The 23,194-nt window shown below is 67.3% G+C and carries 25 protein-coding genes; 16 read left to right on the plus strand and 9 right to left on the minus strand.

Features of this window, described 5'->3' with window-relative positions; translation table 11 throughout:
* The first annotated feature begins 36 nt into the window (after positions 1-36).
* Positions 37-2,175 carry a phosphocholine-specific phospholipase C gene (locus tag EPA99_RS04450; protein WP_129469991.1) on the plus strand — a complete coding sequence of 713 codons (2,139 nt, stop codon included), beginning with the start codon at positions 37-39 and terminating at the stop codon, positions 2,173-2,175.
* A 486-nt stretch (positions 2,176-2,661) separates the two neighbouring features.
* On the opposite strand, the gene EPA99_RS04455 is transcribed toward EPA99_RS04450, so the two are convergent.
* The 4 genes from EPA99_RS04455 to EPA99_RS04470 all read right to left on the minus strand — a co-directional run bounded on the left by EPA99_RS04455 (position 2,662) and on the right by EPA99_RS04470 (position 6,159).
* Positions 2,662-2,964, minus strand: a complete 303-nt coding sequence (locus tag EPA99_RS04455) for a winged helix-turn-helix domain-containing protein (RefSeq protein ID WP_129469992.1) — start codon at positions 2,962-2,964, stop codon at positions 2,662-2,664.
* A 4-nt stretch (positions 2,965-2,968) separates the two neighbouring features.
* The gene (locus EPA99_RS04460; protein WP_129469993.1) at positions 2,969-3,619 is read right to left on the minus strand and encodes a hypothetical protein; all 651 of its coding nucleotides are present in this window, start codon (positions 3,617-3,619) and stop codon (positions 2,969-2,971) included.
* 21 nt (positions 3,620-3,640) lie between these two features.
* Positions 3,641-4,861 carry an acyltransferase family protein gene (locus tag EPA99_RS04465; RefSeq protein WP_129469994.1) on the minus strand — a complete coding sequence of 407 codons (1,221 nt, stop codon included), beginning with the start codon at positions 4,859-4,861 and terminating at the stop codon, positions 3,641-3,643.
* A gap of 494 nt (positions 4,862-5,355) precedes the next feature.
* Entirely contained in the window at positions 5,356-6,159 is an 804-nt protein-coding gene (locus EPA99_RS04470) for an NRDE family protein (RefSeq protein WP_129469995.1), read from the minus strand.
* 91 nt (positions 6,160-6,250) lie between these two features.
* Between EPA99_RS04470 and EPA99_RS04475 the strand changes: the two genes are divergently transcribed.
* The 7 genes from EPA99_RS04475 to EPA99_RS18645 all read left to right on the plus strand — a co-directional run bounded on the left by EPA99_RS04475 (position 6,251) and on the right by EPA99_RS18645 (position 11,007).
* Positions 6,251-6,853 carry an HD domain-containing protein gene (locus tag EPA99_RS04475; RefSeq protein ID WP_129469996.1) on the plus strand — a complete coding sequence of 201 codons (603 nt, stop codon included), beginning with the start codon at positions 6,251-6,253 and terminating at the stop codon, positions 6,851-6,853.
* Between the two features lie 73 nt (positions 6,854-6,926).
* Positions 6,927-7,460: a GNAT family N-acetyltransferase gene (locus EPA99_RS04480; RefSeq protein WP_129469997.1), complete on the plus strand. Its 534-nt coding sequence runs from the start codon at positions 6,927-6,929 to the stop codon at positions 7,458-7,460.
* 41 nt (positions 7,461-7,501) lie between these two features.
* Complete coding sequence (locus EPA99_RS04485) at positions 7,502-8,287, plus strand: SAM-dependent methyltransferase (RefSeq protein WP_129469998.1); 786 nt, start codon at positions 7,502-7,504, stop codon at positions 8,285-8,287.
* Between the two features lie 22 nt (positions 8,288-8,309).
* Positions 8,310-8,579, plus strand: a complete 270-nt coding sequence (locus EPA99_RS04490) for a hypothetical protein (protein WP_129469999.1) — start codon at positions 8,310-8,312, stop codon at positions 8,577-8,579.
* On the plus strand, positions 8,536-10,401 hold the full coding sequence (locus tag EPA99_RS04495; RefSeq protein WP_164978561.1) for a GGDEF domain-containing protein: 1,866 nt from the start codon (positions 8,536-8,538) through the stop codon (positions 10,399-10,401). Before EPA99_RS04490 ends, EPA99_RS04495 begins: the two co-directional genes overlap by 44 nt.
* 244 nt (positions 10,402-10,645) lie before the next feature.
* Positions 10,646-10,858 (plus strand): hypothetical protein, encoded by a 213-nt coding sequence (locus EPA99_RS04500; protein WP_129470001.1) that lies wholly within the window; start codon positions 10,646-10,648, stop codon positions 10,856-10,858.
* On the plus strand, positions 10,855-11,007 hold the full coding sequence (locus EPA99_RS18645; RefSeq protein ID WP_164978562.1) for a hypothetical protein: 153 nt from the start codon (positions 10,855-10,857) through the stop codon (positions 11,005-11,007). The genes EPA99_RS04500 and EPA99_RS18645 overlap by 4 nt, the downstream gene beginning before the upstream one ends.
* Before the next feature lie 320 nt (positions 11,008-11,327).
* Here EPA99_RS18645 and EPA99_RS04505 read toward each other — a convergent pair whose 3' ends face one another.
* Complete coding sequence (locus EPA99_RS04505) at positions 11,328-12,584, minus strand: TIGR03862 family flavoprotein (RefSeq protein ID WP_129470002.1); 1,257 nt, start codon at positions 12,582-12,584, stop codon at positions 11,328-11,330.
* 105 nt (positions 12,585-12,689) lie between these two features.
* Between EPA99_RS04505 and EPA99_RS04510 the strand changes: the two genes are divergently transcribed.
* On the plus strand, positions 12,690-14,297 hold the full coding sequence (locus EPA99_RS04510) for a serine hydrolase (protein WP_129470003.1): 1,608 nt from the start codon (positions 12,690-12,692) through the stop codon (positions 14,295-14,297).
* A 14-nt stretch (positions 14,298-14,311) separates the two neighbouring features.
* On the plus strand, positions 14,312-14,653 hold the full coding sequence (locus tag EPA99_RS04515) for a hypothetical protein (protein ID WP_129470004.1): 342 nt from the start codon (positions 14,312-14,314) through the stop codon (positions 14,651-14,653).
* A 124-nt stretch (positions 14,654-14,777) separates the two neighbouring features.
* Here EPA99_RS04515 and EPA99_RS04520 read toward each other — a convergent pair whose 3' ends face one another.
* Complete coding sequence (locus tag EPA99_RS04520) at positions 14,778-15,212, minus strand: FKBP-type peptidyl-prolyl cis-trans isomerase (RefSeq protein ID WP_129470005.1); 435 nt, start codon at positions 15,210-15,212, stop codon at positions 14,778-14,780.
* 61 nt (positions 15,213-15,273) lie between these two features.
* Between EPA99_RS04520 and EPA99_RS04525 the strand changes: the two genes are divergently transcribed.
* Positions 15,274-15,639: a DUF6164 family protein gene (locus EPA99_RS04525; RefSeq protein WP_129470006.1), complete on the plus strand. Its 366-nt coding sequence runs from the start codon at positions 15,274-15,276 to the stop codon at positions 15,637-15,639.
* A 91-nt stretch (positions 15,640-15,730) separates the two neighbouring features.
* Here EPA99_RS04525 and EPA99_RS04530 read toward each other — a convergent pair whose 3' ends face one another.
* Positions 15,731-16,180 carry an SRPBCC family protein gene (locus EPA99_RS04530; RefSeq protein WP_129470007.1) on the minus strand — a complete coding sequence of 150 codons (450 nt, stop codon included), beginning with the start codon at positions 16,178-16,180 and terminating at the stop codon, positions 15,731-15,733.
* A 282-nt stretch (positions 16,181-16,462) separates the two neighbouring features.
* Here EPA99_RS04530 and EPA99_RS04535 point away from each other — a divergent pair, with 282 nt between their 5' ends.
* From EPA99_RS04535 to EPA99_RS04545, 3 genes are all read left to right on the plus strand, one after another.
* Positions 16,463-17,218: a sulfurtransferase gene (locus tag EPA99_RS04535; RefSeq protein ID WP_129470008.1), complete on the plus strand. Its 756-nt coding sequence runs from the start codon at positions 16,463-16,465 to the stop codon at positions 17,216-17,218.
* Positions 17,215-17,886 (plus strand): glutathione S-transferase family protein, encoded by a 672-nt coding sequence (locus tag EPA99_RS04540; protein ID WP_129470009.1) that lies wholly within the window; start codon positions 17,215-17,217, stop codon positions 17,884-17,886. The genes EPA99_RS04535 and EPA99_RS04540 overlap by 4 nt, the downstream gene beginning before the upstream one ends.
* Positions 17,887-18,023: 137 nt before the next feature.
* On the plus strand, positions 18,024-19,016 hold the full coding sequence (locus tag EPA99_RS04545; protein WP_129470010.1) for an LLM class flavin-dependent oxidoreductase: 993 nt from the start codon (positions 18,024-18,026) through the stop codon (positions 19,014-19,016).
* Positions 19,017-19,242: 226 nt separating this feature from the next.
* Here EPA99_RS04545 and EPA99_RS04550 read toward each other — a convergent pair whose 3' ends face one another.
* Positions 19,243-20,430: a BaiN/RdsA family NAD(P)/FAD-dependent oxidoreductase gene (locus EPA99_RS04550; RefSeq protein WP_129470011.1), complete on the minus strand. Its 1,188-nt coding sequence runs from the start codon at positions 20,428-20,430 to the stop codon at positions 19,243-19,245.
* Positions 20,427-20,918 (minus strand): YaiI/YqxD family protein, encoded by a 492-nt coding sequence (locus EPA99_RS04555; protein ID WP_129470012.1) that lies wholly within the window; start codon positions 20,916-20,918, stop codon positions 20,427-20,429. Before EPA99_RS04555 ends, EPA99_RS04550 begins: the two co-directional genes overlap by 4 nt.
* 276 nt (positions 20,919-21,194) lie before the next feature.
* Here EPA99_RS04555 and EPA99_RS04560 point away from each other — a divergent pair, with 276 nt between their 5' ends.
* Positions 21,195-21,404, plus strand: a complete 210-nt coding sequence (locus EPA99_RS04560; RefSeq protein ID WP_129470013.1) for a cold-shock protein — start codon at positions 21,195-21,197, stop codon at positions 21,402-21,404.
* 142 nt (positions 21,405-21,546) lie between these two features.
* Complete coding sequence (locus EPA99_RS04565) at positions 21,547-23,115, plus strand: protein adenylyltransferase SelO (RefSeq protein ID WP_129470014.1); 1,569 nt, start codon at positions 21,547-21,549, stop codon at positions 23,113-23,115.
* Positions 23,116-23,194 lie beyond the last annotated feature (79 nt).

Below are 23,194 nucleotides of genomic sequence, written 5' to 3' on the forward strand. Positions count from 1 at the left end.
GCCGCGCTTGATGTTGTCAAACTGGACGCCACACGCATGAGCGGCACCACCCGCCGCCGTTTCCTGCAGGCGGGCGCGGCCATGGCCGGCGGCGCGCTGCTGCCGCCGGCCATCGCGCGTGCCTTGTCCATCGCCCCGGACGTGCGCAGCGGCTCGCTGCAGGACGTGGCGCATGTGGTGATCCTGATGCAGGAGAACCGCAGCTTCGACCATTATTTCGGCGGACTGTCCGGCGTGCGCGGGTTCGGCGATCGCTTCCCGCTGCCGGTGCCGGGCACCGACCCACAGCGCCCGGCCACGGTCTGGCGCCAGCCCAGCCAGGACGGCACGCGCAGCTTGCTTCCGATCGCGCTGGACACGGCCGCGCAGTTCGGGCTGATGCGCATCCAGGGCACGCCGCACGTGTGGTCCGACGCCCAGCAAGCCTGGGATCATGGCCGCATGTCCGCCTGGCCCAGGGCCAAGCACGACCACGCCATGGGCCACTACGCGCGCGCGGACCTGCCGTTCCAGTACGCGCTGGCCGAGGCCTTCACCGTGTGCGATGCCTACCACGCCTCGCTGCAGACCGGCACCAATCCCAACCGCATCATGCTGTGGACCGGCACCATCGACGGGATGGGGCAGGGACACGGGCCGGCGGTGGCCAACTCGCACGACAACCTCCCCGAGCTGGGCGGGCACCCGGCGTCCTACACCTGGACCACCTACGTCGAGCGCCTGCAGCGCGCCGGGGTGAGCTGGCAGGTCTACCAGGACATGGACGACAACTTCACCGACAACCCCCTGGCCGGGTTCGCGCCGTTCCGGCAGGCCTGGCGCAAGGCGCCCGGGCACGACCCGCAGCTGCTGGCCCGCGGCATGAGCACGCGCACGCTGCAGGACATGCGTGCCGACGTGGCAGCCGGCACCTTGCCGCAGGTCAGTTACCTGATCGCCGATGCGGCGCACAGCGAGCACCCCGATCCATCCAGCCCCGCGCAGGGCGCGGACTACACCGCGCGCGTGCTCGACATTCTCACGGCCAACCCCGATGTCTGGGCGCGGACGGTGCTGTTGGTGATGTTCGACGAGAACGATGGCTTCTTCGACCACGTGCCGCCGCCAGCGCCCCCGTCGGCCGATGCCGAAAGCGAAGGCGGATTCGCCGGGGCGTCGATGGTGGACACGCGGGGCGAGTACCACCACCTGCCGAGCGTGGGCAACGAGAAGGTCGACCTGCCGCAGTATCGCGGGCGTCCGTACGGGCTGGGCCCGCGCGTGCCGATGTATGTGGTCTCGCCCTGGAGCCGCGGTGGCTGGGTGAACTCGCAGGTGTTCGACCACACATCGGTCATCCGTTTCCTGGAGGCGCGCTTCGGCGTGGCCGAGCCCAACATCAGTCCGTGGCGTCGCGCCGTCTGCGGCGATCTGCTGTCGTGCTTCGATTTCACCGGTGCTGCGGCCGGCTTGCCCGAGCGCCTGCCAGACACCGCGGCCCTGGCTGCGCGTGCCGCCGCGCTGCCAGGCAAGCGCCTGCCGGTGTTGCCGGATCAGGCCACCCAGCCGGTGCCGGCGCAGGCGCGCGGGCGCCGGCGTTCGCGCGCCTTGCCCTACCAGCTGGCCACGGCCATCGAGACCGATGCCCGCCAGCGCACGGTGCGCCTGCGCCTGCAGGCACGTGGCGCGGCCGCGGTGCTGCATGTGTACGACCTGCACGCGCTGCAGGCGATCCCGCGGCGCTACACCGTCGCCGACGGCCAGCCGCTTGCGGCCGAGTGGGGCGTCCATGACGCAGGCCGCTACGACCTGTGGCTACTCGGTCCCAACGGATTCCATCGCCGCCAGCAGGGGCGCGTGGACGTCCGGCCCGTCCAGGCCACGCTGCGGGCGCGTGGCGACGCGCTCATGCTGGCGCTGCGTAACCCAGGCACGCAACAGGTCACCGTTCGTCTGCGCCCAGGCGCTTACGCGGGCGTGATGCCTGACAAGTCGCTGCAATTGGCCCCCGATGCCCAGACGGTCGTGTCATGGTCGCTGCAGGAAAGCGCCGGCTGGTATGACCTGTGGCTGGAACAGGATGGCGCCCGCCAGCGCCTGGCAGGCCGCTGGGAAACCGGACACCACGGCTGGTCCGACCCAGAGCTGGGCGGCCCGGCGCGCCTGTGGGTGGATGAGGAGACAGACGCCGCCTAGCGGCGTCAGCGCGCACTGCGAAGGTTCGCAACGGACTGGTGGACAAGCTTGGCATTGTCCACCCTACGCAACCCGTAGGGTGGATGGCACTCTTCCATTCACCATCGCCATGAGTGGCCTGCGTCGGTATGGCGGCGCGCTAGCTTGACCGCCGAGACCCACATCTCGCAGCTGTCCCATGGTCTTGCCGCAGCCAACGGCTTGGTGGACAAGCTTCGCGTTGTCCGCCCTACGCGACCCGTAGGGTGGATGGCGCCCTTCCATCCACCATCACCGAAATCGAACCGCGTTGGCGTGTCCCGACCCTACAAAACAAGCCGCCGACAGGCGGCTGTTTCGTGGTTTCGCCGTAGCGAGCGCTGTGGTGGCCAGCAACGCGGTCCACACGAGCCTTCCGATGGTCGTGGAACCTCTGTGGAAGCCGCTCCCACAGGTCCTCCGTCTTCCTGACTCCGCAAACCAGCAGCCGCTCTCGCGCGACCCACCTCACACCTTGCGCCCGATCAGCCCTCCCAGTGCATCCAGGTAGCGCCCAAACGCGCGCCGGCCCTCGGCCGTGATCGAGGCGCGCGTCAGCGGCTTGTTGTTGACGAAGCGCTTGTCGATGGCCACGTAGCCGGCTTCTTCCAGCTTCTTCAGGTGCACCGACAGGTTGCCCTGGGTGGTTTCCAGCGCGGCCTTGAGCTCGGTGAAGTCGGCCGCGTCCGCATCGGCCAAGTACACCATGATCCCCAGGCGGATGCGCCCGTGGATCACCTCATCGATGTTCTGCAGATCGCCGAGTCCCACAGGCTCAGCGCTCCTCCGGCTGTGGCGCGCGCGCCTCGCGGTACATGATCCAGCCCGGATAACCGAACAGCGCGAACAAAGCGAACGTGCAGATGCCCAGATAGATCGCAGGCTCGCGCACGGTCAGTCCCAACATGGCCGCGGTGATCCAGTGGCCGATGCAGGTCACCAGCATCCAGCGCTTGCGGCGCAGGTTCCAGGCCGCATACCAAGCCGCGCTCTGCAACCCGAACGCCACGGCCGGGTAATACAACCATTGCGCGAAGTCGTGGTCGCGCATCGCGCCGACGGCGAAGATCACCACCATCGCCGCGTTGGCCATGCCGGCCCCACTCAGGCCGGCGGACATGGCCCGGCTGGCCAGGGTGCCGCGGCCGCTGGTCGCTTCCTCGCGCCTGTCGCGGCGGATCGCCCACACCAGGATCGCCAGGAAACTAACGGTGATGGCGATGACGAAGATCAGGCTGGCCAGGCCCGGCCAGTTCACCCAACCCAGCATCTGGCCGATGTGGAACAGGCACTGCAGCCCGTACAGCACGCCACCGGCCAGGTAGCAGATCGCCAGCGTGATGGGCGGGCGGCCGCGTCCTTCGACGATGGAGCGCAGGAACGCCAGGTCGGTCTGTGCGGTACGGTCGAGCGGGGTGTCAGGCATGGGTGGCTTTCCGAGGGTGTGTCAGTGTGCCGCGACGGCGTCACGGGCGGGAAGGGGCGACGCACGCCAGGGCAAGCGCCGTCCGTTGAGCCAGCGGCCGATAAAGGTGTGGCGCACCAGCAGCGCGTAACTGCCCAGCCCGGCCGCGCTCACGCCGGCCACCACGACCGCCAGCTTGCACCACCAGGGCCAGGCCAGGGACTGCATCAGCGCCTGCGCCAGCAGCACCAGCGGCAGGTGCACGATGTAGATCCAGTACGAGGCATCTGCCAGATACCGGCGCGCGGCGCTGAAGCCGGAGCACCAGCGCAAAGCGATGCCGAGCGCGGCAAACGTCGCCGCGAAGGTCCCCACGCCATAGCTCAGTGCAGCCAATGCCCGCAGCCCGCCATCGGCAATGGGCGTCAGCAGCGGCGTGCTGCCCCCGGCCAGCACGAAGGCGGTGCTGCCGGCCAGCACGGCAGTGCCCAGATGCAGCGGCAGCTGGCGCGCAATGCGGTCCAGCAAGTTTCGCCGGCCCGCCAGCAGCGCACCGCAGGCATAGGCCAGGCCGAAGCCGATCAACGCCGGAGCACTGGGGACGAAGCCGCGGTCCGGCGTCGGGATCCCGAAGAAGGCCAGCCACATCGGCTGCGCCAACAGGCTCGCGCCCAGCACCGTTCCCATCAGCAGCGGCCCGGCCGGCCCGGCCAGCAGTGCGGCCATGCGATCGCCCAGGCGTGTGCCCCGCGTGCCCAGCCGCCGCCACAGCGCGCCAATGAGCAGCCGGCCGGCGTAGAGGATCATTAGCACGTACAGGAACCACAGGTGGGTCAGCGGAAAGGTCGCCAGGGTCAGCGGCGGGGAGGGCGGCGGCGCGGCGCCAGGCTTGAGCAGGCCTTGCAGTTGCGCGCTCAGCACCATGGCGGCGATCAGCCCGGCCATGGCAAGCCACCAGAACACCAGCAGCGGGGCCGCAATGCGCGCTGCGCGATCCTTCACAAAAGCCCTGGCGCCTTTCCGCCCCAGCATCAGTTCGGCGAACAGGCCGGCGATCAGGAACAAGCTCGCCATCCGGAACAGGTGGATACAGAAGAACAGGCCGCTGGCCCAGGTCGAGCGCTGGGCGTCGGCCACCAGCCAGACCTGGCTTGGAAAAAACGCCAGGCAGGCATGCAGCACGATGCCCAGCAGCAACGCGAAAGCGCGTAGCGCATCCAAGCCATGCAGGCGTTCGGATGGTGAAGCGATGGGGTCCGACATGGCACTGCACTCCCTCGTGGATAGTTAGGTTTAAATTACAAACTAGTTTGTGCGTCATCAAGTGTATGCCGACGAACGGCGCGGGCCCGCGGTGGCCCGCGCCTGGCCTCTTGTGAGCAAGAGAGTCTGGGAGGATCGTGACATAGCTACATTAAATGTAGCTTTTGGATAAGCCGAGTCCGTTCGCGGCGCGGGCGTTCGGCTGGCGCGTGATGGTTAACGGGAGAGCACGTAGGTTGCCGATCGCCGGCTGGCAGGCCAATGACCCCACCGTGTGGACCGGCGCTGGACCTTGCCCCGCATACGCCGATCTTGGCCGGCGGAGGTGCTGCGGTCCGCCTCGCTTGCGCCGGCGGAACAGGTCAAAGAGCCGAACCAGGCAAGACCGTGGCGACGCGACCGTTTTGCTCGACAGCTCAGTCGAGGTAGGAGAACAGGACAGCGAATCGGGAACCGAGCGGGCCAGTCAACGCTGCCACGCTCGCGTACCGCGTCTAGATCGCGTCCCGCAGCACCAGGCGCCGCAGGCTGGTGCCGGCCGGCCGGGCATTGGGGCCGAAGCGACGCTCGGCGAACACGATGGCCTGATCGTCCACCAGCACGACCGTGCTGCACCGCGTGCCGTAGCGCTCGCCGGCAATGAACGGCGGCGATAGCGCCCGCTCCAGGACCACGCCCACGCCAGTGTCGGGCAGGGCCTCATCGGGTGCCGTGCTGGTGTCTGCCAGCGCGTCGAACAAGGGCTCCAGCGTCGGCAGATCCTGCTCGTCCAGGCTGCGCCCGGGGCGCTGCTCTTCCAGCCAGCGGTCGAGCGCATCGATGGCCCGCGTGCTCTTCGGCCAAGGCGCGTCGAAGGGTCCATTGGACATGGCGTGCAGGCCAGGCGTCACCTCGAGGTGCTGGAACTGTGGGTGATTGCTGCAGAACTGCAACGTCCCAGCCTGCCAGGCCAGCAGGTTGAAGCGGCCGTAGCGCGGCGCGTCTGGCTCCAGCGACTGCAGGTATTGCTGGGGTGAGGTGCTCCCGGTGACGTAGCCACGCACCAGCGCACCACGCGACAGCGGCCGCTGTTCCGGGTCCGGCCCGGCCCGCACGTTGGTGACCGCCGCCAAGCGCCCGCGCGTGGAGGCCAGCAACCAGCTGCCGCCCTGCTGCAGATCGCGGCCACCATAAACATCAGGAACGTCGGGGTCGGCCGCCGCCGCCAAGGCAGGGCGGCCATGGAACTCGTCGCGATTGGCGATCAGGGCCAGTCGGTAGCGCGGGTGGGTCCGCCAGCTGAGGGCAATCAGGCACATGCCGCGCAGGCTAGCGCAGGTCGCGTTTGCAGGCAGCGAACCCTGGTGGCGACGCGTGCGCTGGCGCCGGCACGGCGTTAGCCTTGCCTGTATGAGCGACCTTCTGCCTCTGGCACCCGAACAACAGGCCGCGCTGGAAGCGGCCTACGCCACGCCCCCGCGCGCCTACCACCATTTCGGTCACGCGCAGGATGTGCTGGAACAGGTTGAGCAGGTCCAGCGCGAGCTCGGCTGGCGCCATCCGGACGAGGTACGCATGGCGGCGCTCTACCACGACGCCATCTACGACCCGGCGCGCAAGGACAACGAGGCGCGCTCGGCCGACCTGGCCCGCGCGCATCTCGCGCGCTGGATGCCCGCGCGCGTCGACGCTGAGCGGGTCGCCGAGCTGATCGTGCTCACCGCGCGCCACGGCCAGTTCAAGCCCGGCGAGCTGGATCCGGAGGCCGAACTGTTCCTGGACTGCGACATGGCCATCCTCGGCGCCGCCCCGGAGGCGTTCGATGCCTACCACCGCGGCATCGCCGCCGAGTACCGCCCGCACGTGCCCAGCTGGCTGTTCAAGCTCAAGCGCAAGCAGTTCCTCAAGGCCCTGCTGGGCGCCGAGCGCATCTACCTCAGCTCCCACTTCCACGCCCGCCTGGACGCGGCCGCCCGCGGCAACCTGCGGCGGGCGGTGACCGAAAAACGTTGAGCTGAGCTTGAATTGAAGAGAGACTGATGACGGCCGATATCCCTGTCAGACGAAGGGATTGAAGGTCGGAGACATGCCTGAGCTGGTTCTGGAAAGTTCGCGCATGCGCTTGCGCCTGATGACAGGAGATGACTGGGCGCTCTATTCGGGGTACTACACTAGCGCTGAGGTCATGAGACACATCGTCGAGCCGATGTCGGAGGGGCAGGCTAGAACGGCATTCGCCAGGGTGTGTAAGGCTAATGCGGGGGGGAAGGGGGCATATGTCGCCTGGGTGTGTGTTGAAAAGGGCACAGGGGCAGCGATCGGCATGTCGGCGTTGATGCTTGAGGGGGGCGTTGGCGAAGTCGGTACTATCATCTCCGATGGCTGGCATTCCAAAGGTCTTGGGGCTGAAGCGACAGCAGCCATCGCCGGATATGCTTTGCAGAGGCCGGACGTGCAGGTGGTCATGACCCGCCATCGCGTTGGAAATACCGCCGCTGAAGGTTTGATGGCGAAGTTGGACTTCATCAAAGAAGCGGAGCCGAGAGGGGACGGCTTGCAGTACTGGTTGCTTAATAAGCAGGCGGCGAGCCACGTGCCGACGCATGGCCTTACAAGTTAGGAGAGGTTTTTGACTCAGTGGGCTGATACTGGAATCTCGCCGTGACCCCGGGCGCGCTCGTCTGTGTAGGTGTCGGCATCACCCTGGGCGCCCACATTGGCGCACGTTCCCGCGCTTACATCGAAAGAGCGGACGTCGTGTTTTGCGCGCTCTCCGATTCCCTGGTGGAGGCCTGGGTCTCGAGCATGAACAAGGATGTGCGCAGCCTTCAGGGTTATTACAGAGAGGGTGCATCCCGGCGCAGGAGTTACGATGAGATGGTCGAGGCCGTTCTCTTCGAGGTGAGGCTGGGCCGGAAGGTCTGCATGGCGCTCTACGGTCATCCGGGCGTGTTTGCCGTCATTGCTCACGAGGCAATCCGCCGCGCCCGGGATGAGGGGTTCAGCGCACTCATGGAGGCAGGTGTTTCGTCCGAGGATTGCCTATATGCTGACTTGGGAATTGATCCGGCGGATCAGGGTTGCCAGCATTACGAGGCGACGCAGTTCATGATCTATCAGCGTTTGATAGATCCGACGGCTTACCTCGTTCTATGGCAAATTGGACTGGCTGGCGACAGAACGTTGGCGAGGCGGTCAGTGCGAGCGGAACATCTCGCCTTACTGGTTGGGAAGCTCGAGCATCTTTACCCGCTGCAACATGTGGTCACACTATACGAGGCTGCTACCACGGCAATTGCGGAGCCAAGAATTAGAAGAGTCGCGCTTGCAGACCTGGCGAGCCAGGAGATTGGAATGGCGGAGACGCTGGTGGTCCCTCCGTCGCAGGGGATGCGGGCGGATATGGCGATGATGCAGCGTCTCGAGGCTTTGGATCGGTTGAACTGATTTTTTTGACTATGGGGGATATATGCGTGCAATTGTTTCAAAAGTAGAAGAGATTGGCGCTTCGGCGCTTTTGTTCGGTACATTGGATCAGGTTTTGGGGGATGATCTGCCGGCACAGGGGGCAAGCGCGATCCGCAATGGTGATGTCTCAGCGCTGCGTGACATGCTGGGCGTCAGTCAGTTCATGATGTGTGCGATCTGGCCGGTTAAGGAAGGGGACGGCGATCATGAGGACGGGGAAAGGAAGGATGGGGACGACCACCAAGAAGACGATCGCGATCTTCCGGAGTAATCGGCGGGTTTATCTGTCGGTCGCCCTTGGGGTCTGCGTCTTATTCGCTACCGCTGCGTCGGCTTCGCAGCCCAGGCCGATCGGCATGGTGCTGGATGAGGCCGACGCCATGCGCAGCGATGCCAACAGGTCGAGATTTGCGGAGCTTCTCGAAGAGTTGAATCATCGAGTTGCAGAGGCATCGGAGGAGCAGAGCGAACAGATCTCCTATCTCAATGCGTATCGAACCGCACTCGCCGGCAGTTACAAACAAGCCATCGCCGAGGCAGTTGACCTCTTTCAGCGTTCGAAGAACGCAGACATGCGTTTCCGCGCGGCCGCCTTGGCGCTCAACGGAATGGCGGTACAGGCGGATTACACAGGGGGCCTCCGGCAGCTCGAGTCCATTTTGCCGCTGGTCGACCAAGTCAAGAACATCGAAGTCCGTCGGCAGGGCCTCGGGGCTGGCGCCACGCTTTACAACCAGGTCGGCCAGTACGAGCTGGCAATTCCGCTTCTCGAGAAAATCCGGCAAGGCGGCGGGCTGAGTCCCAGAACATCGTGTTTTACCAATTACGCGGAACTCGAGGCTCTGCAGGGCTTGGGACGTTTTCCGGAGGATGGGACGGCGGACCGTTACGCATCCAAGTGCGAGGGGAATGGAGAGAAGCTGGTCGCTGTTTTCATTCGCTCTTTCATCGCTCGTTCGCTGAAGGCACAAGGAAAGATCGACGAAGCCAGCAGGCTACTGGAACGTTTGAGTCGTGAGGCTCATGACATTGGCTATCCGGCACAGATTTCCCAAGTCGACTCGCTGCTCGCTGAAGTTCGCCTTCTCCGGCACGATCTCGAAGGCGCGTTGCGGGCATCAGCCTCGGCCGTGGCGGCCGGCGAAAAGACGCCGACTTCCGCTGTTTCTCTTGTTTCGGCCTACAAGACCCAGTACCAGGTTGCGGAGACCCGAGGGGATACGATACGCGCCTTGGCTGCCTACAAGCTCTACATGCAGGCAGATAAGCAGAACATCGATCAGGTCAAAGCCAAGGAACTGGCTTATCAGATCGTGAGGCATGAGACACAGCAGAAGGCGCAGCAGATCTCGCTGCTCAGTAAGCAGAATGAGGTGTTGCGGCTCCAGCAGCAGGTCGACAAGCAGTCCGCGCAGAACTCCCGGCTGATGGTGTTGCTGATGCTGCTGGTTTGCGGTTTCGTGGGCTACTGGGCCTACAAGGTCAAGCGCGTGCAGATCTCGCTCAAGCGCTGGGCCGAGACCGATGCGCTGACGCAGGTCAGCAACCGCCACAGCTTCTCCCAGACCAGTCGGAATGCGCTCACCGATGCGGCCCGCGATGGCGAGGAGGTGGCGATGGTCATGTTCGACCTGGACCACTTCAAGGCCATCAACGATCGCTTCGGCCATGGCACCGGCGATTGGGTGTTGAAGGAGGTCGCAGAGGTTTGCCGCAGCTTCTGCCGCCGGGTGGACCAGATCGGTCGGCTGGGCGGGGAGGAGTTCGCTTTCCTGCTGCGCGGTTACGATGCGCGCTCGGCGGTGCGGCTGTCCGACGACTGTCGCGCGCGGCTGGCGTCGATCGACACCGCGCCCAGTGGGCACAGCTTCGTGGTCACCGGCAGCTTCGGCGTCACCACGACAGCCCTATCCGGCTACGACCTCACGCGCCTGCTCTCGCACGCCGACAACGCGCTTTATCGCGCCAAGCGGGAAGGGCGCAACCGCGTCTATCTCTATGAACCGGCCGCGGTTTCGGTGGAGTCGCAGTTCGGAGAGGTCATGGCGGACAACGTGGTGCCGCTCAAGGCCGAGCCCGCGGCCTGGGCCTGAGGGCGATACGGGCCCGAACCTGCTTTTCGCGTCGGCCCGCCTCGTGCGGGCCGATGCTTTAACGGGATGGAGACCTGCCTCGGAGATGATTGCTCGCGTGTGAGTCATGCGCACAGACGTGTATGGTCAGACAGCGCCCCGTGTCACCTCATGATCTCCTGTGACCCAATCCCGAGTGCGCCTGCTTTCGCGTCGCCTTGACCGCCCCTGGCCCCACGATGCGGTTTTCAACAGGAGACGGCCGATGGCCACTTCGCCGCCACCGTGGAGGAAGGCGCCGCCGCGCACGAGGGCCAAGGTCATCCTGACCGAGGCGCAGAAGGAGGAGGCGCGCGAGCGCGCCGAAGCCAACGGCCGCCGCTACCCCAATCTGATCGACAACATGTACGTCACCCGCAAGGCCAAGGCGGACGGCACGGCACGCGTGGCGGGCCAGCAAAGGAGCGATGAGCCATGAGCTGGATCGGCCTGTTGATCATCATCGTGTGCGTATGGCTGGCGCTGAAAGCAGCTGGCGTGCTGCTCAAGCTGCTGCTGTGGGCGCTGGTGTTGTTCGGGGTGTACTGGCTGCTGGCGCCGCTGCTGGGACTGCCTTGGATCCTCTGAGGGCGCGCGGTCTACGCAGTGCATGAAGGATTCCGGAACAAGCCGTACACCCATGGTGTAATGCCGCTGCAGTGCGGGCGTCACCGGAATTCAACGACATGCCCGCTACAGTGCGCGCACGTCCGCATCCGCCGAGCCGCTGGTGTACAAGCCTCGGGATGGCCCGTGCGGACGACCAATCGATCGACGCGTAATACGTATCGACACACAGCGCGCCGCTGGGCCAGTGCCCAGCGGCGTTTCTGTTGAGTGGGGTCGCGGCGCGAGGGCTGCGGCGATGCAGCACTTACCGCGCGAGCGCCCGTGGGTTGGATGTCGCGTCACCGCGCCAGCCAACGCACGGCGGCCTGCCCGGCGCGCCTGCCACTGGCAAAGCTGGCCGTGAACAGATATCCGCCGGTCGGCGCTTCCCAGTCCAGCATTTCTCCGGCACAGAACACGCCGGGCAGGGCGTGCAGCATCAGCGAGGCGTCGGCCGCATCGCTGCGCACACCACCGGCGCTGCTGATGGCCTCGGCAACCGGGCGCGGGCGCAGCAGGGTCAGTGGCAGGCGGTGGATGGCCTGCGCGAGCTGCTCGCCGTCCTGCAGGGCGTCCTTGGTGAGGACTTCATGGATCAATGCGGTCTTGGCCCCTTGCAGGTGCACCTGCCGACGCAGGAATTCGCTCAGGCTGCGTCCCTTGCGGGGGCGGGACAGTGCCTGTCGCAACTGCTCCAGCGACTGGCCCGGTGCCAGATCCAGGTGCAGGACTGCCTGTCCGTCGCGGGCAATGGTCTCGCGCAGGTCCGCGGCCAGCGCGTAGACCAGGCTGCCTTCGATGCCGGTGGCGGTCACGACGCATTCGCCTTGCTGCCACTTGGCCTGGCCGTGCAGGTCGGTCCAGTGCGCGACCACCGGCTTGAGCGGGGCCCCGGCGTGGCGCTGGGCCATGTGCGGGCTCCAGCCGATGTCGAAGCCACAATTGGCTGGTTGCAAGGGCTCGACGCCGACCCCACGCGCCGCCAGCAGCGCCTGCCAGGCGCCGTCGGAGCCCAGTTGCGGCCAGCTGGCCCCGCCCAGCGCCAGCACCGTGGCCCGGCTGTGCAGGGCAAGGCGGTTGCCGGCATGCTCGAAGGTGAGGGCGCCTTGCTCGTTCCAGCCGGTCCAGCGGTGACCGACATGGAAGCGTACCCCGGCCTCGCGCAGGCGCCGCACCCATCCGCGCAGCAAGGGCGCGGCCTTCAGGTCACTGGGGAACACCCGTCCTGAACTGCCGACGAAGGTCTCAACGCCCAGGCCGCGCGCCCAGGCGCGCAAGTCCTCGGGCCCGAAGTCCTGCAACCAGGCGGCGACCTGCGGCGCGCGTTCGCGATAGCGGGCGATGAACTGGGGCAGCGGTTCGGAATGGGTCAGGTTCATCCCGCCCTTGCCGGCGATCAGGAACTTGCGCCCGACCGAGCCCTTGGCCTCGAACAGATCGACCTCGATGCCAGCGGCGCGGGCGGTCTCGGCGGCCATCAGCCCGGCCGGGCCACCGCCGATGATGACCAGACCCGATGCGCGGGCGGGGAGTGGGGAGTACGAAACGTCAGGCATCCGGCCATTATGCCGGGCCGCTCGCCGTGACCGATGGCAGGCCCGCAGCGACGGCGTGCTGCGCTACCGTAGCGGCTGGATGATCGATCACACCGGGGATTGGCGATGCGTGGAATGTCGGGCCTGCTGGGGCCGCTGCTGGGCGTGGGGCTGATGTGCGCGGGGCTGGTGCAGCCCGCGCAGGCGCAGGAGGCGCCGGTCCCGGCGCAGCTGCAGGATTTCGATGCCTACATGGCGCGGGTGCTGGCGCAGTTCGACGTGCCGGGCGTGGCCGTGGCGGTGGTCAAGGATGGCAAGGTGGTGCTGGCGCGCGGCTATGGCGTGCGCGAGCTGGGCAAGCCGGACAAGGTCGATGCCGACACCCTGTTCGCCATCGCCTCCAACACCAAGGCCTTCACCGCTGCCTCGCTGTGGATGCTGGCCGACGAGGGCAAGCTGTCCATGGACGACCGGGTGATCGACCACCTGCCGTGGTTCCGCATGTCCGACCCGTACGTCACCCACGACATGCGCATCCGCGACCTGCTTTCGCACCGCAGCGGCCTGTCGCTGGGCGCCGGCGACCTGCTGTACTGGCCCACCACCGGCTACAGCAACAAGGAGGTCGCCCAGCGCCTGAAGGACGTGCCGATCAAGGGCGGATTCCGCTATCAGTACGCCTACGACAACATCCTGTTCGGCGTGGCCCAGCTGGTGATCGAGGAAGTCAGCGGGCAGGGTTACCCGGAGTTCCTGCAGCAGCGCTTCTTTGGCCCGCTGGGCATGGCCCACACGCGCTACAACGCCGATTTCCTCACGCCCGACGACAACGTCGCCACTGGCCATGCCAAGGCCGACTCCACCCGGCTGCAGCCGGCGCCGCGCATGACCTGGTCGAACGTGGGCGGGGCGGGCGGCATCTACTCCAGCGTCAACGACCTCAGCCGCTGGGTCCGCGTCCAGCTCGATGGCGGGGTGATCTCCGGTGAAGGCGAGGGCGCGCAGCGGCTGTTCAGCGCCAAGGCGCAGAAGGACATGTGGACCATGCTCACTCCGATTCCGGTGGCCGAGCCTTCGGTGCCGGAGCTGGCCAGGGCCAAGCCCAACTTCGCCGGCTACGGCGAAGGCTGGATGCTTTCGGATTACCGCGGCAACAAGCTGGTGTGGCACACCGGCGGCTGGCCGGGCATGGTCTCGCGCATCACCCTGGTGCCGGAGCAGAAGCTGGGGGTGATCGTGCTAACCAACCAGGAGGTCGGCGCGGCCTTCAATGCGGTGACGATGCGGGCGCTGGATGCCTGGCTGTCGCCGGGCGAGGCCACCGACTGGGTCGCCGCCTACGGCAAGGCCGTGGCCAAGTCGCAGGCCGAGGCCGACGACAGCTGGAAGAAGCACCAGGCCGAACGCGACGCCAAGTCCAAGCCTTCGCTGCCGCTGGCCGACTACGTGGGCACCTACCGCGACGCCTGGTATGGCGATGTCGGCATCACCCGCGAGAACGGCAAGCTGGTGGTGCGCTTTTCCAAGACCGCCGACCTGGTCGGTGAGCTTTCGCACTGGCAGCACGACACCTTCGTCATCCGCTGGCGCGAACGCTGGCTCAACGCCGATGCCTTCATCAACTTCGCGCTGGACGCCGATGGCAGGATCGTCAACGCCACCATGAAGCCGATCTCGCCGTTGACCGATTTCAGCTTCGATTTCCAGGACCTGGATCTGAAGCGGGTGCAATGACCAAAGCGCACTGCATGAAAGGAATGACCCGCACGTTGCTTGCCGTCCTGGCCGCCGGCGTCTGCGCGCCGGTGGTGGCGCAGGATGCCGCACAGTGCACGGCGCAGCGCCTGGCGCGCTTCGTCGGCCCGACAGGTGTACACCAGGCCTGGCCGACCACGACCCTGCCGGCGGCGCTGGCGCAGCAACCGGGCGTGCTGATCTCCGACCAGGGCAATATCGCCGATGGCTACGAGCACCGCCTGGTGCTGGATACGGCCAGAGCGAGCGCGTACGTCGTGCAGACCGGCGGATTCGCCGGCCGGCAGACGGTCTACGGTCCGTTGCCGGTGGCCGCCTGTGCAGCGCGACGGTAGAGGCGAGTCAACGAAAGCGCTGGGCTGAGACCGTCTCTCGGTCTGGGCCTGGCCGCCTACATCGAATCGCTCAGATGAAAGAAAGCGGCTGGGCCGGAAGCTGGCCTTCGATCTTCATCCCCGCCTACTTGACGTCCAGCAGCTCGACTTCGAACACCAGCGAGGCGTTGGGTGGGATCGGGCCGGCGCCATCCGCGCCGTAGCCGTACTCGGCCGGGATCAGCAGTTCGCGCTTGCCGCCGACCTTCATGCCGGCCACGCCTTCATCCCAGCCGCGAATCACGTGACCGTTGCCCAGGGCGAAGCTGAAGGGCTGGCCGCGGTCGAGCGAGCTGTCGAACTTGTCCTCGTGCAGGTCGGCCTTGCGCTTGTCGTAGATCCAGCCGGTGTAGTGGACGGTGACTTCACGGCCCTTGGTGGCCTCCGCGCCGGTGCCGATGCTCAGGTCGCGCTTCTGCAGTCCGCCCTCGACCACACCGCCCGGCGGCGGGCCCGGGGGCGTGCAGGCGGCCAGCAGCAGGAGCAGGGCGGTCACGGGCAGGGCAAGGCGTCGCAGCATGTTCGGTCCAGGTCGGGCGGGAAGCGGGCGCCACAGTAGCAGGCCGCTATCATGCGTGCCCATGCCCCATCTGCTGCTCAACCTGAAGCTCGTGCCGGACGACGAGGCCGCCGAGGTCCGCGACCTGCTGTCGCGCGAAGGCATCGCCTTCTACGAGACCAGGCCGAGCCCCTGGGGGATTTCCCACGGCGGCATCTGGCTGGAAGACCCGGCGCAGATCGAACGCGCCGGCGCCTTGATGGCCCAGTATCAGCAGGCGCGGCGCAGCGGGGCGCAGGCCGAGCGGGCCCGTGCGGTGGAAGAAGGTCGGCAGGAGACCTTTGCCCGACAGCTGCGGGAACGTCCGGGATACACGCTGCTGATGCTGCTGGCGATGGTGGTCATCATCGCGCTGACGCTGGCGCTGCCGTGGTGGCTGCTGCGCTGATGCTTCGACCTGCCTGACTCCCGGCGACATCGAGCGTTGCCACGGCCGCTCCACCCCTACAAGCCGCGCCAGCGTCCGACGCCGTTTGGCTTCAGTCGAACAGGCGCGCAAGCGCCGCCAACATCCGGTTCCAGCCCTGTTCGGTGCGGTCGCGGTACTCGGCCCAGCGCGCATCCATCTGGTGGGTCAGCGTCAGCTCGCAGCCATCGCCCGACGGGACCAGGCTCAGTCGCACCACGCTTGTCACAGCGTCGTCGTCGGACTCGTCCTCGATGCCCCAGGTGAACTCCAGCAGGCGCGGACGGTCCAGGACCTGATAGCGCCCGACGTGGTTGACCGGCCCATCGCCGCGGTCCACGCGCAGCGAGAACCGCCCGCCGACGCGCGCATCCACGTCCAGGCCCAGCACGGTCTCGTCCGGGCGGTGGCCGAACATCCACCTGCCCAGCGTGCGCGGCGTCAGCCAGGCATCGAAGACGCTTTCGGGAGCGGCGTCGAAACGACGAACAAGGTGGACTTTCACGACATCGTTGGTGCTCATCGGGATATCCAGCCTCGCGATCAGGGGGGAGAGAGGAGTGGCCGCCTCGGTCCTGCTGTAACGTCGGGCACCGGCGGCTGCCCGCGCAGCGCACACTTGCACCGAACCGATGCCAGCTGCCGGCCATCGCGCCGTGCGCGGTGGAGGAGGCGCCTGGCGGCGCCCAGCCACAAGACGTTTCCGTCCCTGCGCCTGATTATTCCAGTGGCCCAAGCCGTACAGCGCGCCCGTTCGACCCGGCCCGACCAACGGCAGCCAGGGCCGACCGATACAATGGCGGCCATGATCCTCAATATCGCCGCCTACCACTTCACCCCCATCGACGACCCGCAGGCGCTCGCCGACCGACTGCTGGAAGGTGCCGCGGATATCGGCCTGCGCGGCACCATCCTGGTCGCACCGGAGGGTCTGAACCTGTTCCTGGCAGGCGAGGTGGAGCCCTTGCGTGCCTATCTTGCCACCGTGCGGAGCGATACGCGCTTTGCCGGGCTGCTGGCCAAGGAGAGCTTCAGCCGGGCCATGCCCTTCGGCCGGCTCAAGGCCAAGGTCAAGCCGGAGATCATCACATTCCGTCATCCGCAGGCCTCGCCGCTGGCCCGGCGCGCACCTGCGGTCGCGCCGGAAACCCTGGCGCGGTGGCTGGACCAGGGCCACGACGATGCCGGCAAGCCGGTGGTGCTGCTGGATACGCGTAACGAGGAAGAGTTCGGCTATGGCAGCTTTGCCGGCGCCCTGACCCTGCCGATCACCGACTTCACCGAGTTGCCACAGGCGCTGGCCCCGCATCGTCCGGCGCTGGCCGACGCCACCGTCGTCAGCTTCTGCACCGGCGGCGTGCGCTGCGAGAAGGCCGCGCTGTGGATGGCCGACACCGGCATGGACAACGTGCTGCAGCTCGACGGCGGCATCCTGGGCTACTTCGAGCGCGTCGGTGGACGGCATTACCAGGGCCGTTGCTTCGTGTTCGACAGTCGCCTGGCGCTGGATCCGCAGCTGCAACCCCTGCACGATGCGACACCGACCGAGGCCCACGCATGATCACCGTCCACCATCTCGAGAACTCCCGTTCCCAGCGCGTGCTGTGGCTGCTGGAGGAGCTTGGCCTGGATTACACCGTGGTGCGCTACGCGCGCGACCCGAAGACGCTGCTGGCCCCGCCGGAGCTGCGCAAGGTACACCCGCTGGGCAAGTCGCCGGTGATCGAGGATGGCGGGCAGGTGGTCGCCGAATCGGGGGCCATCATCGAGTACCTGGTCGAGCGCTACGATACCGAGCGCCGCCTGGCGCCATCGCCCGGCACGGCCGAGCACCTGCGCTACCGCTACTGGCTGCACTACGCCGAAGGTTCGCTGATGCCGCCGCTGCTGGTGTCGCTGATCTTCCGCCGGCTCAAGTCCGCACCGATGCCGTTCTTCGCCCGCCCCATCGCCCGCGGCATCGCCGACAAGGCCATGTCCACCTTCGCCGGCCCGGCGGTGCGCAATCATCTGGACTACCTGGAAGCGGAGCTGGCGCAGCGGCCTTGGTTCGCCGGTCCCGACTTCAGCGCGGCCGATATCCAGATGAGCTTCCCGATGGAAGCGGCGGCCTCGCGGGTGGGCTTCGACGGCCGCGCGCACCTGCAGGCCTTCCTCGAGCGCATCCATGCGCGCCCGGCGTATCAGCGCGCTCTGGCCAAGGGTGGGCCTTTCGACCTGCCCGGCTGAGTGCCTGATCAGGCGTCAGCCACCGTGGCGGCGGCGCGCGGTGTCATCGCGAGGCAGAACCCTCGCAACCATCCGTGGGGAATGCTGTATTCCACGCCGGCCGTGGGAAATGGCAGGGCTGACCCCATCTGGAAGGCATGAGCCTTTCGATCCCGTACTCGGTCCTGGACCTTTCGCCCGTCTGCGAGGGCAGCACGCCCGCCCAGGCCTTCGCCAACTCCCTCGACCTGGCGCGCCATGCCGAAGCGCAGGGCTATACGCGCTACTGGCTGGCCGAACACCACAACATGCCGGGCATCGCCAGCGCGGCGACCTCGGTGCTGATCGGGCACATCGCCGGCGGCACCTCGACCATCCGCGTCGGCTCCGGCGGCATCATGCTGCCCAATCACGCGCCGCTGCAGGTCGCCGAGCAGTTCGGCACGCTGGCCTCGCTGTATCCAGGCCGCATCGACCTGGGCCTGGGCCGGGCGCCCGGCACCGACCAGCCCACCGCGCGTGCGCTGCGCCGCTACTTCGACAGCGCCGACCAGTTCCCGGCGGATGTGAACGAGCTGCTGCGCTACTTCAACCCGGTGCAGCCGGGACAGCTGGTGCAGGCGGTGCCGGGCGGTGGCCTGGAAGTGCCGGTGTGGCTGCTGGGCTCCAGCCTGTTCAGCGCGCAACTGGCGGCCAGCATGGGCCTGCCGTTCGCCTTCGCCTCGCATTTCGCGCCCGACGCCATGGACCAGGCGCTGGCCCTGTACCACCGCGATTTCCGCCGCTCGGCGCGCCTGCAGCAGCCCTACGCGATCCTGGGCGTGAATGTCATCGCCGCCGATACCGATGAAGAGGCCCGGCGCCTGTTCACCACCGCGCAGCAGAGCTTCGTCAACCTGCGCCGTGGCAGGCCGGGGCTGATCCCCGCGCCGATCGAGGACATCGAGGCGTTCTGGGAGCCGCACGAGAAGGCCGGCGTGGAGCGTGCGCTGGCCTGCAGCGTGGTGGGCGGGCCGGACACCGTCAAACGTGGGCTGGCTGAGTTCATCCAGCGCCATCGCCCGGATGAGCTGATCATCGCCGCCAACATCTACGACCACGCCGCGCGCAAGCACTCCTACACGCTGGCCGCCGAGGCCTTGCGCGGCTGAGCGCCGCCGAGCCGGCCGCCCTCAGCCGGCGCCGCCCGATCTTCCCGATGGAGGGGGGTAGGGCGGGTGCTTTGGCTTGGAAAGCGTTCCGCGCCCGCAGGGCTTCGGCGTCACGGGCAAAGCTGCTTCCGGGCTTCTCGCTGCGTGGGAAGGCGCCCGCAGGGCGATCAGGGGCGCCGTTGTGCGAAAGCGCCGATTCGACACCGCCAAATCCCGCGCCAGCGCCTCACGACGTGGCCGCCACGCCCGCTGCATGGCCGGACGCCCAGGCCCACTGGAAGTTATAGCCGCCCAGCCACCCAGTGACATCGAGCACTTCGCCGACGAAATGCAGGCCAGGCTGCAGGCGCGACTCGAAGGTGCTGGAGGACACCTCGCTGGTATCGATGCCGCCCAGGGTCACCTCGGCCGTGCGATAGCCTTCGGTGCCGCTGGGCACGACCGGCCAGTGCGAGAGCACCTGCGCGATCTGCTTCAGCTCAGGGGCGTTGAACTGCTTCATCGGCCTGTTCGGCAGCCAGACCTCGCACAGGCGCTGGGCGAAGCGGCGCGGCAACACCTCGCCCAGCACGGTCTTCAGCTCTGCCGAGGCGCGCGTGCGCTGCTGGGCCTCCAGCCACGGCAGCGCATCCAGGCCGGGCAGCAGATCCAGGCGCAGCGGTTGACCGGGCTGCCAGTACGAGGACACCTGCAGGATCGATGGGCCACTGAGACCGCGATGGGTCAGCAGCATGGCGTTCTCGAACGCGCCCTTGCTGGCGCTGGCCCGCACCGGCAGCGAGACACCGGACAGGTCCTGTAGCTGTTCCTGCGGCTTGCCGCTGAGCGTCAACGGCACCAGCCCGGCCCGCGTGGGCACCAGCTGGTGGCCGAACTGCCTGCCGACCGCGTAGCCGAATCCGCTGGCGCCCATGGCGGGAATGGACAGCCCACCGGTGGCGATCACCAGGCGCGCCGCGCGCACCGGCCCGCGCGCGGTGGCGATGCGGAACAAGCCCGCCTCCGGCGCGGCGATCGCCTGCACCGCGCAGCCGATTTCCAGTTGCACGTTGCCATCGCCGCATTCATCCAGCAGCAGCTTGACGATCTGCTTGGACGAGTCGTCGCAGAACAGCTGGCCCAGCTCCTTTTCGTGCCAGGCGATGCCGTGGCGATCCACCAGCTCGATGAAGTGCGATGGCGTATAGCGCGCCAGCGCGGATTTGCAGAAGTGCGGGTTGTTGGACAGGTAATTAGCCGGCGTGGTGCCGGTGTTGGTGAAGTTGCAGCGCCCGCCGCCGGACATGAGGATCTTCTTGCCGGGCTTGTTGGCATGCTCGATCACCAGCACCCGCGCACCGCGCTGGCCCGCAGTCAGCGCGCACATCAGTCCGGCCGCGCCCGCGCCGATCACCACCACGTCGTAGGCCTTCATGCGCCATCGTCCGGTGTGGGGCGGTGCGCCAGCCAGCGGTCCAGCTGGCCGGCGAAGGCCTGCTTGTCGCGCGCGTGGAACGGCGGTGGCCCCCCGGTCTGGACGCCGGCGCCACGCAGCGCGTCCATGAAGTCGCGGACCGAGAGCTGCGCGCCGATACTCTCGCGCGTGTACAGCTCACCGCGGGGGTTCACCGCCAGCGCGCCCTGGGCGATTACGCGTGCGGCCAGCGGGATGTCCTGGGTGACCACCAGATCGCCGCGACGTGCACGCGCGGCGATGGCGTCGTCGGCGACATCCGGCCCGCCAGGAACCTGCAGGGCGCGCACGTGGGCGGTCGCCGGCGTGGACAGCCACTGGTTGGCCACCAGCGTCACGGCGACCCCGGTCCGTGCTGCGGCGCGGAACAGGATCTCCTTGATCGGCCCTGGGCAGGCATCCGCATCGACCCAGATGCAGGGAGGCGAATCGGCCTGAAAATCAGTCAAGACGGGCGGCTCGGGCGGGGGGCGGCGAGTGTAGGCGAGGTGCGCCGCATTCCCAAAATGAATGGGTGCCAAAAAATTACTCGCTTTTTGTCAAGAAGATGGGGTAGTGTGCGCGGCACTGAGCTTTGCCAGGGTCACCGTGAATCGTGAACCTGATGCGGTAGATCCAACGATCAGCTACATCATCCGCTTTACCTGCGCCTGCAAACCCAGTCTCGGCCACGGAGGTTTCCGTGGTTGCGATCCCTATATGACTATGTTTTCAGGAGTTTAAAGATGTCTGATCGTCAGACCGGTACCGTCAAGTGGTTCAACGACGCCAAGGGCTTCGGCTTCATCACCCCGCAGAGCGGCCCGGACCTGTTCGTGCACTTCCGCTCGATCCAGGGCAACGGCTTCAAGTCGCTGCAGGAAGGCCAGCAGGTGAGCTTCGTCGCCGTGCAGGGCCAGAAGGGCATGCAGGCTGACCAGGTGCAGCCGCTGTAATCAGCGCCGCACAGGTGCCACAAAAAAACGCCGGGCTTGCCCGGCGTTTTTCTTTTGCGTCATCGGGCGCGCCTGGCCGGCGCCGCTTGCATGCGACGGCGCGGCCCCAACATCGACAGGATGCTTGGCCTTCGAGTCGTCCATGACGCTGCAGTTCGATAACCGCTTTCTCGCCGCCTTGCCGGGCGACCCCTCCCAGGCCGTGGGCATCCGCCAGGTGCGCGGCGCGCTGTGGTCGCAGGTGCTGCCCACCGCCGTGGCCGCACCGCGCACGCTGGCGGTCAACGTGCCTCTGGCCTTGCAGCTGGGGCTGGAGGAAGACTTCCTGCAGTCGCCGGCCTTCGCCGAAGTCTTCGGCGGCAATGCGCTGTTGCAGGGCATGCAGCCCTGGGCGAGCAACTACGGCGGGCACCAGTTCGGCCACTGGGCCGGGCAGCTGGGCGATGGCCGCGCGATCAGCCTGGGTGAGGTGGTGGATGTCCACGGGCAGCACCAGGAGCTGCAGCTCAAGGGCGCCGGGCCCACGCCTTACTCGCGCCATGCCGACGGGCGCGCCGTGCTGCGCTCGTCCATCCGCGAGTTCCTGTGCAGCGAGGCGATGCACCACCTCGGCGTGCCGACCACGCGCGCGCTGAGCCTGGTGGCCACCGGCGATGCGGTGGTGCGCGACATGTTCTACGACGGCCATCCCAAGGCCGAGCAGGGCGCCATCGTCTGCCGGGTCGCGCCCTCGTTCCTGCGTTTCGGGCACTTCGAGCTGCCCGCCTCGCGCGATGACATCCCACTGCTGCGCAGCCTGCTGGACTTCACCCTGCGCACGCAGGCGCCGGACCTGGCCGGGCAGGGCGCGCAGGGCGATGCCGAATGGTTCGGGCGGGTCTGCGAACGCACGGCGCTGATGGTGGCGCACTGGATGCGCGTGGGATTCGTGCATGGGGTGATGAACACCGACAACATGTCCGTGCTGGGGCTAACCATCGACTACGGGCCCTATGGCTGGATCGACGACTACGACCCGGACTGGACGCCGAACACCACCGATGCGCAGGGACGGCGCTACCGCTACGGCTGGCAGCCGCGCATCGCCTATTGGAACCTGTCGCGGCTGGCGATGGCGCTGTCGCCCTTGTTCGAGTCGGCCGAGCCGCTGCAGGCAGGGCTGGAGCGTTACCAGCTGGCTTACGCACAGGCCGAGCAGTCGCTCAGCGCCGGCAAGCTTGGGCTGTCCCAGTGCGATGCGCGCGATATGGAGCTGATGACCGAGTTGCAGGTGTTGATGCAGTCCAGCCAGGCCGACATGACCCGGCTGTTCCGTCGCTTGGGCGATCTACCCCTGCAGACGCTGGATGCCAGTGCGCTGGAAGGCCAGCCGACAGTGGACGCCTTCTACGCGCCGCTGGATGAGGCCGCACGCCAGCAGTGGAACGATTGGCTGGCGCGCTATCGCCAGCGCTGCCAGGCCGATGCGCTCTCGCCTGAAGCACGGCAGGCGCGCATGCGCGCGCACAATCCGCGCTACGTGCTGCGCAACTATCTGGCGCAACAGGCGATCGACCGCGCCGAGGCGGGCGACCTGGGCGGCGTGCATCGCCTGATGGAAGTGCTGCAACGTCCGTACGAGGACCAGCCCGGGGCGGAGGCATTCGATGCGCTGCGCCCGGACTGGGCGCGCGAGAAGGCCGGCTGCTCGATGCTGTCATGCAGCTCCTGAGAGGCGCGCATGCAGGGTGCGTCTGTTGCGGGTCCTGCAGGGCGCTAGCATGTGCCGCTGTCGCCCCGTTCTTTCTGCA

The sequence above is a fragment of the Pseudoxanthomonas composti genome, from assembly GCF_004122095.1.
In the GTDB taxonomy this organism is placed as follows: domain Bacteria; phylum Pseudomonadota; class Gammaproteobacteria; order Xanthomonadales; family Xanthomonadaceae; genus Pseudoxanthomonas_A; species Pseudoxanthomonas_A composti.

Bases quoted from the DNA above. Each gene is read 5' to 3' on its own strand.
- EPA99_RS04460 (WP_129469993.1), bottom strand. From the start codon at position 3,619: ATGCCTGACACCCCGCTCGACCGTACCGCACAGACCGACCTGGCGTTC.
- EPA99_RS18645 (WP_164978562.1), top strand. From the start codon at position 10,855: ATGAGCTGGATCGGCCTGTTGATCATCATCGTGTGCGTATGGCTGGCG.
- EPA99_RS04450 (WP_129469991.1), top strand. From the start codon at position 37: ATGAGCGGCACCACCCGCCGCCGTTTCCTGCAGGCGGGCGCGGCCATG.
- EPA99_RS04475 (WP_129469996.1), top strand. From the start codon at position 6,251: ATGAGCGACCTTCTGCCTCTGGCACCCGAACAACAGGCCGCGCTGGAA.
- EPA99_RS04495 (WP_164978561.1), top strand. From the start codon at position 8,536: ATGGGGACGACCACCAAGAAGACGATCGCGATCTTCCGGAGTAATCGG.
- EPA99_RS04490 (WP_129469999.1), top strand. From the start codon at position 8,310: ATGCGTGCAATTGTTTCAAAAGTAGAAGAGATTGGCGCTTCGGCGCTT.
- EPA99_RS04500 (WP_129470001.1), top strand. From the start codon at position 10,646: ATGGCCACTTCGCCGCCACCGTGGAGGAAGGCGCCGCCGCGCACGAGG.
- EPA99_RS04530 (WP_129470007.1), bottom strand. From the start codon at position 16,180: ATGAGCACCAACGATGTCGTGAAAGTCCACCTTGTTCGTCGTTTCGAC.
- EPA99_RS04535 (WP_129470008.1), top strand. From the start codon at position 16,463: ATGATCCTCAATATCGCCGCCTACCACTTCACCCCCATCGACGACCCG.
- EPA99_RS04465 (WP_129469994.1), bottom strand. From the start codon at position 4,861: ATGTCGGACCCCATCGCTTCACCATCCGAACGCCTGCATGGCTTGGAT.
- EPA99_RS04560 (WP_129470013.1), top strand. From the start codon at position 21,195: ATGTCTGATCGTCAGACCGGTACCGTCAAGTGGTTCAACGACGCCAAG.
- EPA99_RS04510 (WP_129470003.1), top strand. From the start codon at position 12,690: ATGCGTGGAATGTCGGGCCTGCTGGGGCCGCTGCTGGGCGTGGGGCTG.
- EPA99_RS04540 (WP_129470009.1), top strand. From the start codon at position 17,215: ATGATCACCGTCCACCATCTCGAGAACTCCCGTTCCCAGCGCGTGCTG.
- EPA99_RS04525 (WP_129470006.1), top strand. From the start codon at position 15,274: ATGCCCCATCTGCTGCTCAACCTGAAGCTCGTGCCGGACGACGAGGCC.
- EPA99_RS04565 (WP_129470014.1), top strand. From the start codon at position 21,547: ATGACGCTGCAGTTCGATAACCGCTTTCTCGCCGCCTTGCCGGGCGAC.
- EPA99_RS04515 (WP_129470004.1), top strand. From the start codon at position 14,312: ATGAAAGGAATGACCCGCACGTTGCTTGCCGTCCTGGCCGCCGGCGTC.
- EPA99_RS04520 (WP_129470005.1), bottom strand. From the start codon at position 15,212: ATGCTGCGACGCCTTGCCCTGCCCGTGACCGCCCTGCTCCTGCTGCTG.
- EPA99_RS04550 (WP_129470011.1), bottom strand. From the start codon at position 20,430: ATGAAGGCCTACGACGTGGTGGTGATCGGCGCGGGCGCGGCCGGACTG.
- EPA99_RS04545 (WP_129470010.1), top strand. From the start codon at position 18,024: ATGAGCCTTTCGATCCCGTACTCGGTCCTGGACCTTTCGCCCGTCTGC.
- EPA99_RS04470 (WP_129469995.1), bottom strand. From the start codon at position 6,159: ATGTGCCTGATTGCCCTCAGCTGGCGGACCCACCCGCGCTACCGACTG.
- EPA99_RS04480 (WP_129469997.1), top strand. From the start codon at position 6,927: ATGCCTGAGCTGGTTCTGGAAAGTTCGCGCATGCGCTTGCGCCTGATG.
- EPA99_RS04505 (WP_129470002.1), bottom strand. From the start codon at position 12,584: ATGCCTGACGTTTCGTACTCCCCACTCCCCGCCCGCGCATCGGGTCTG.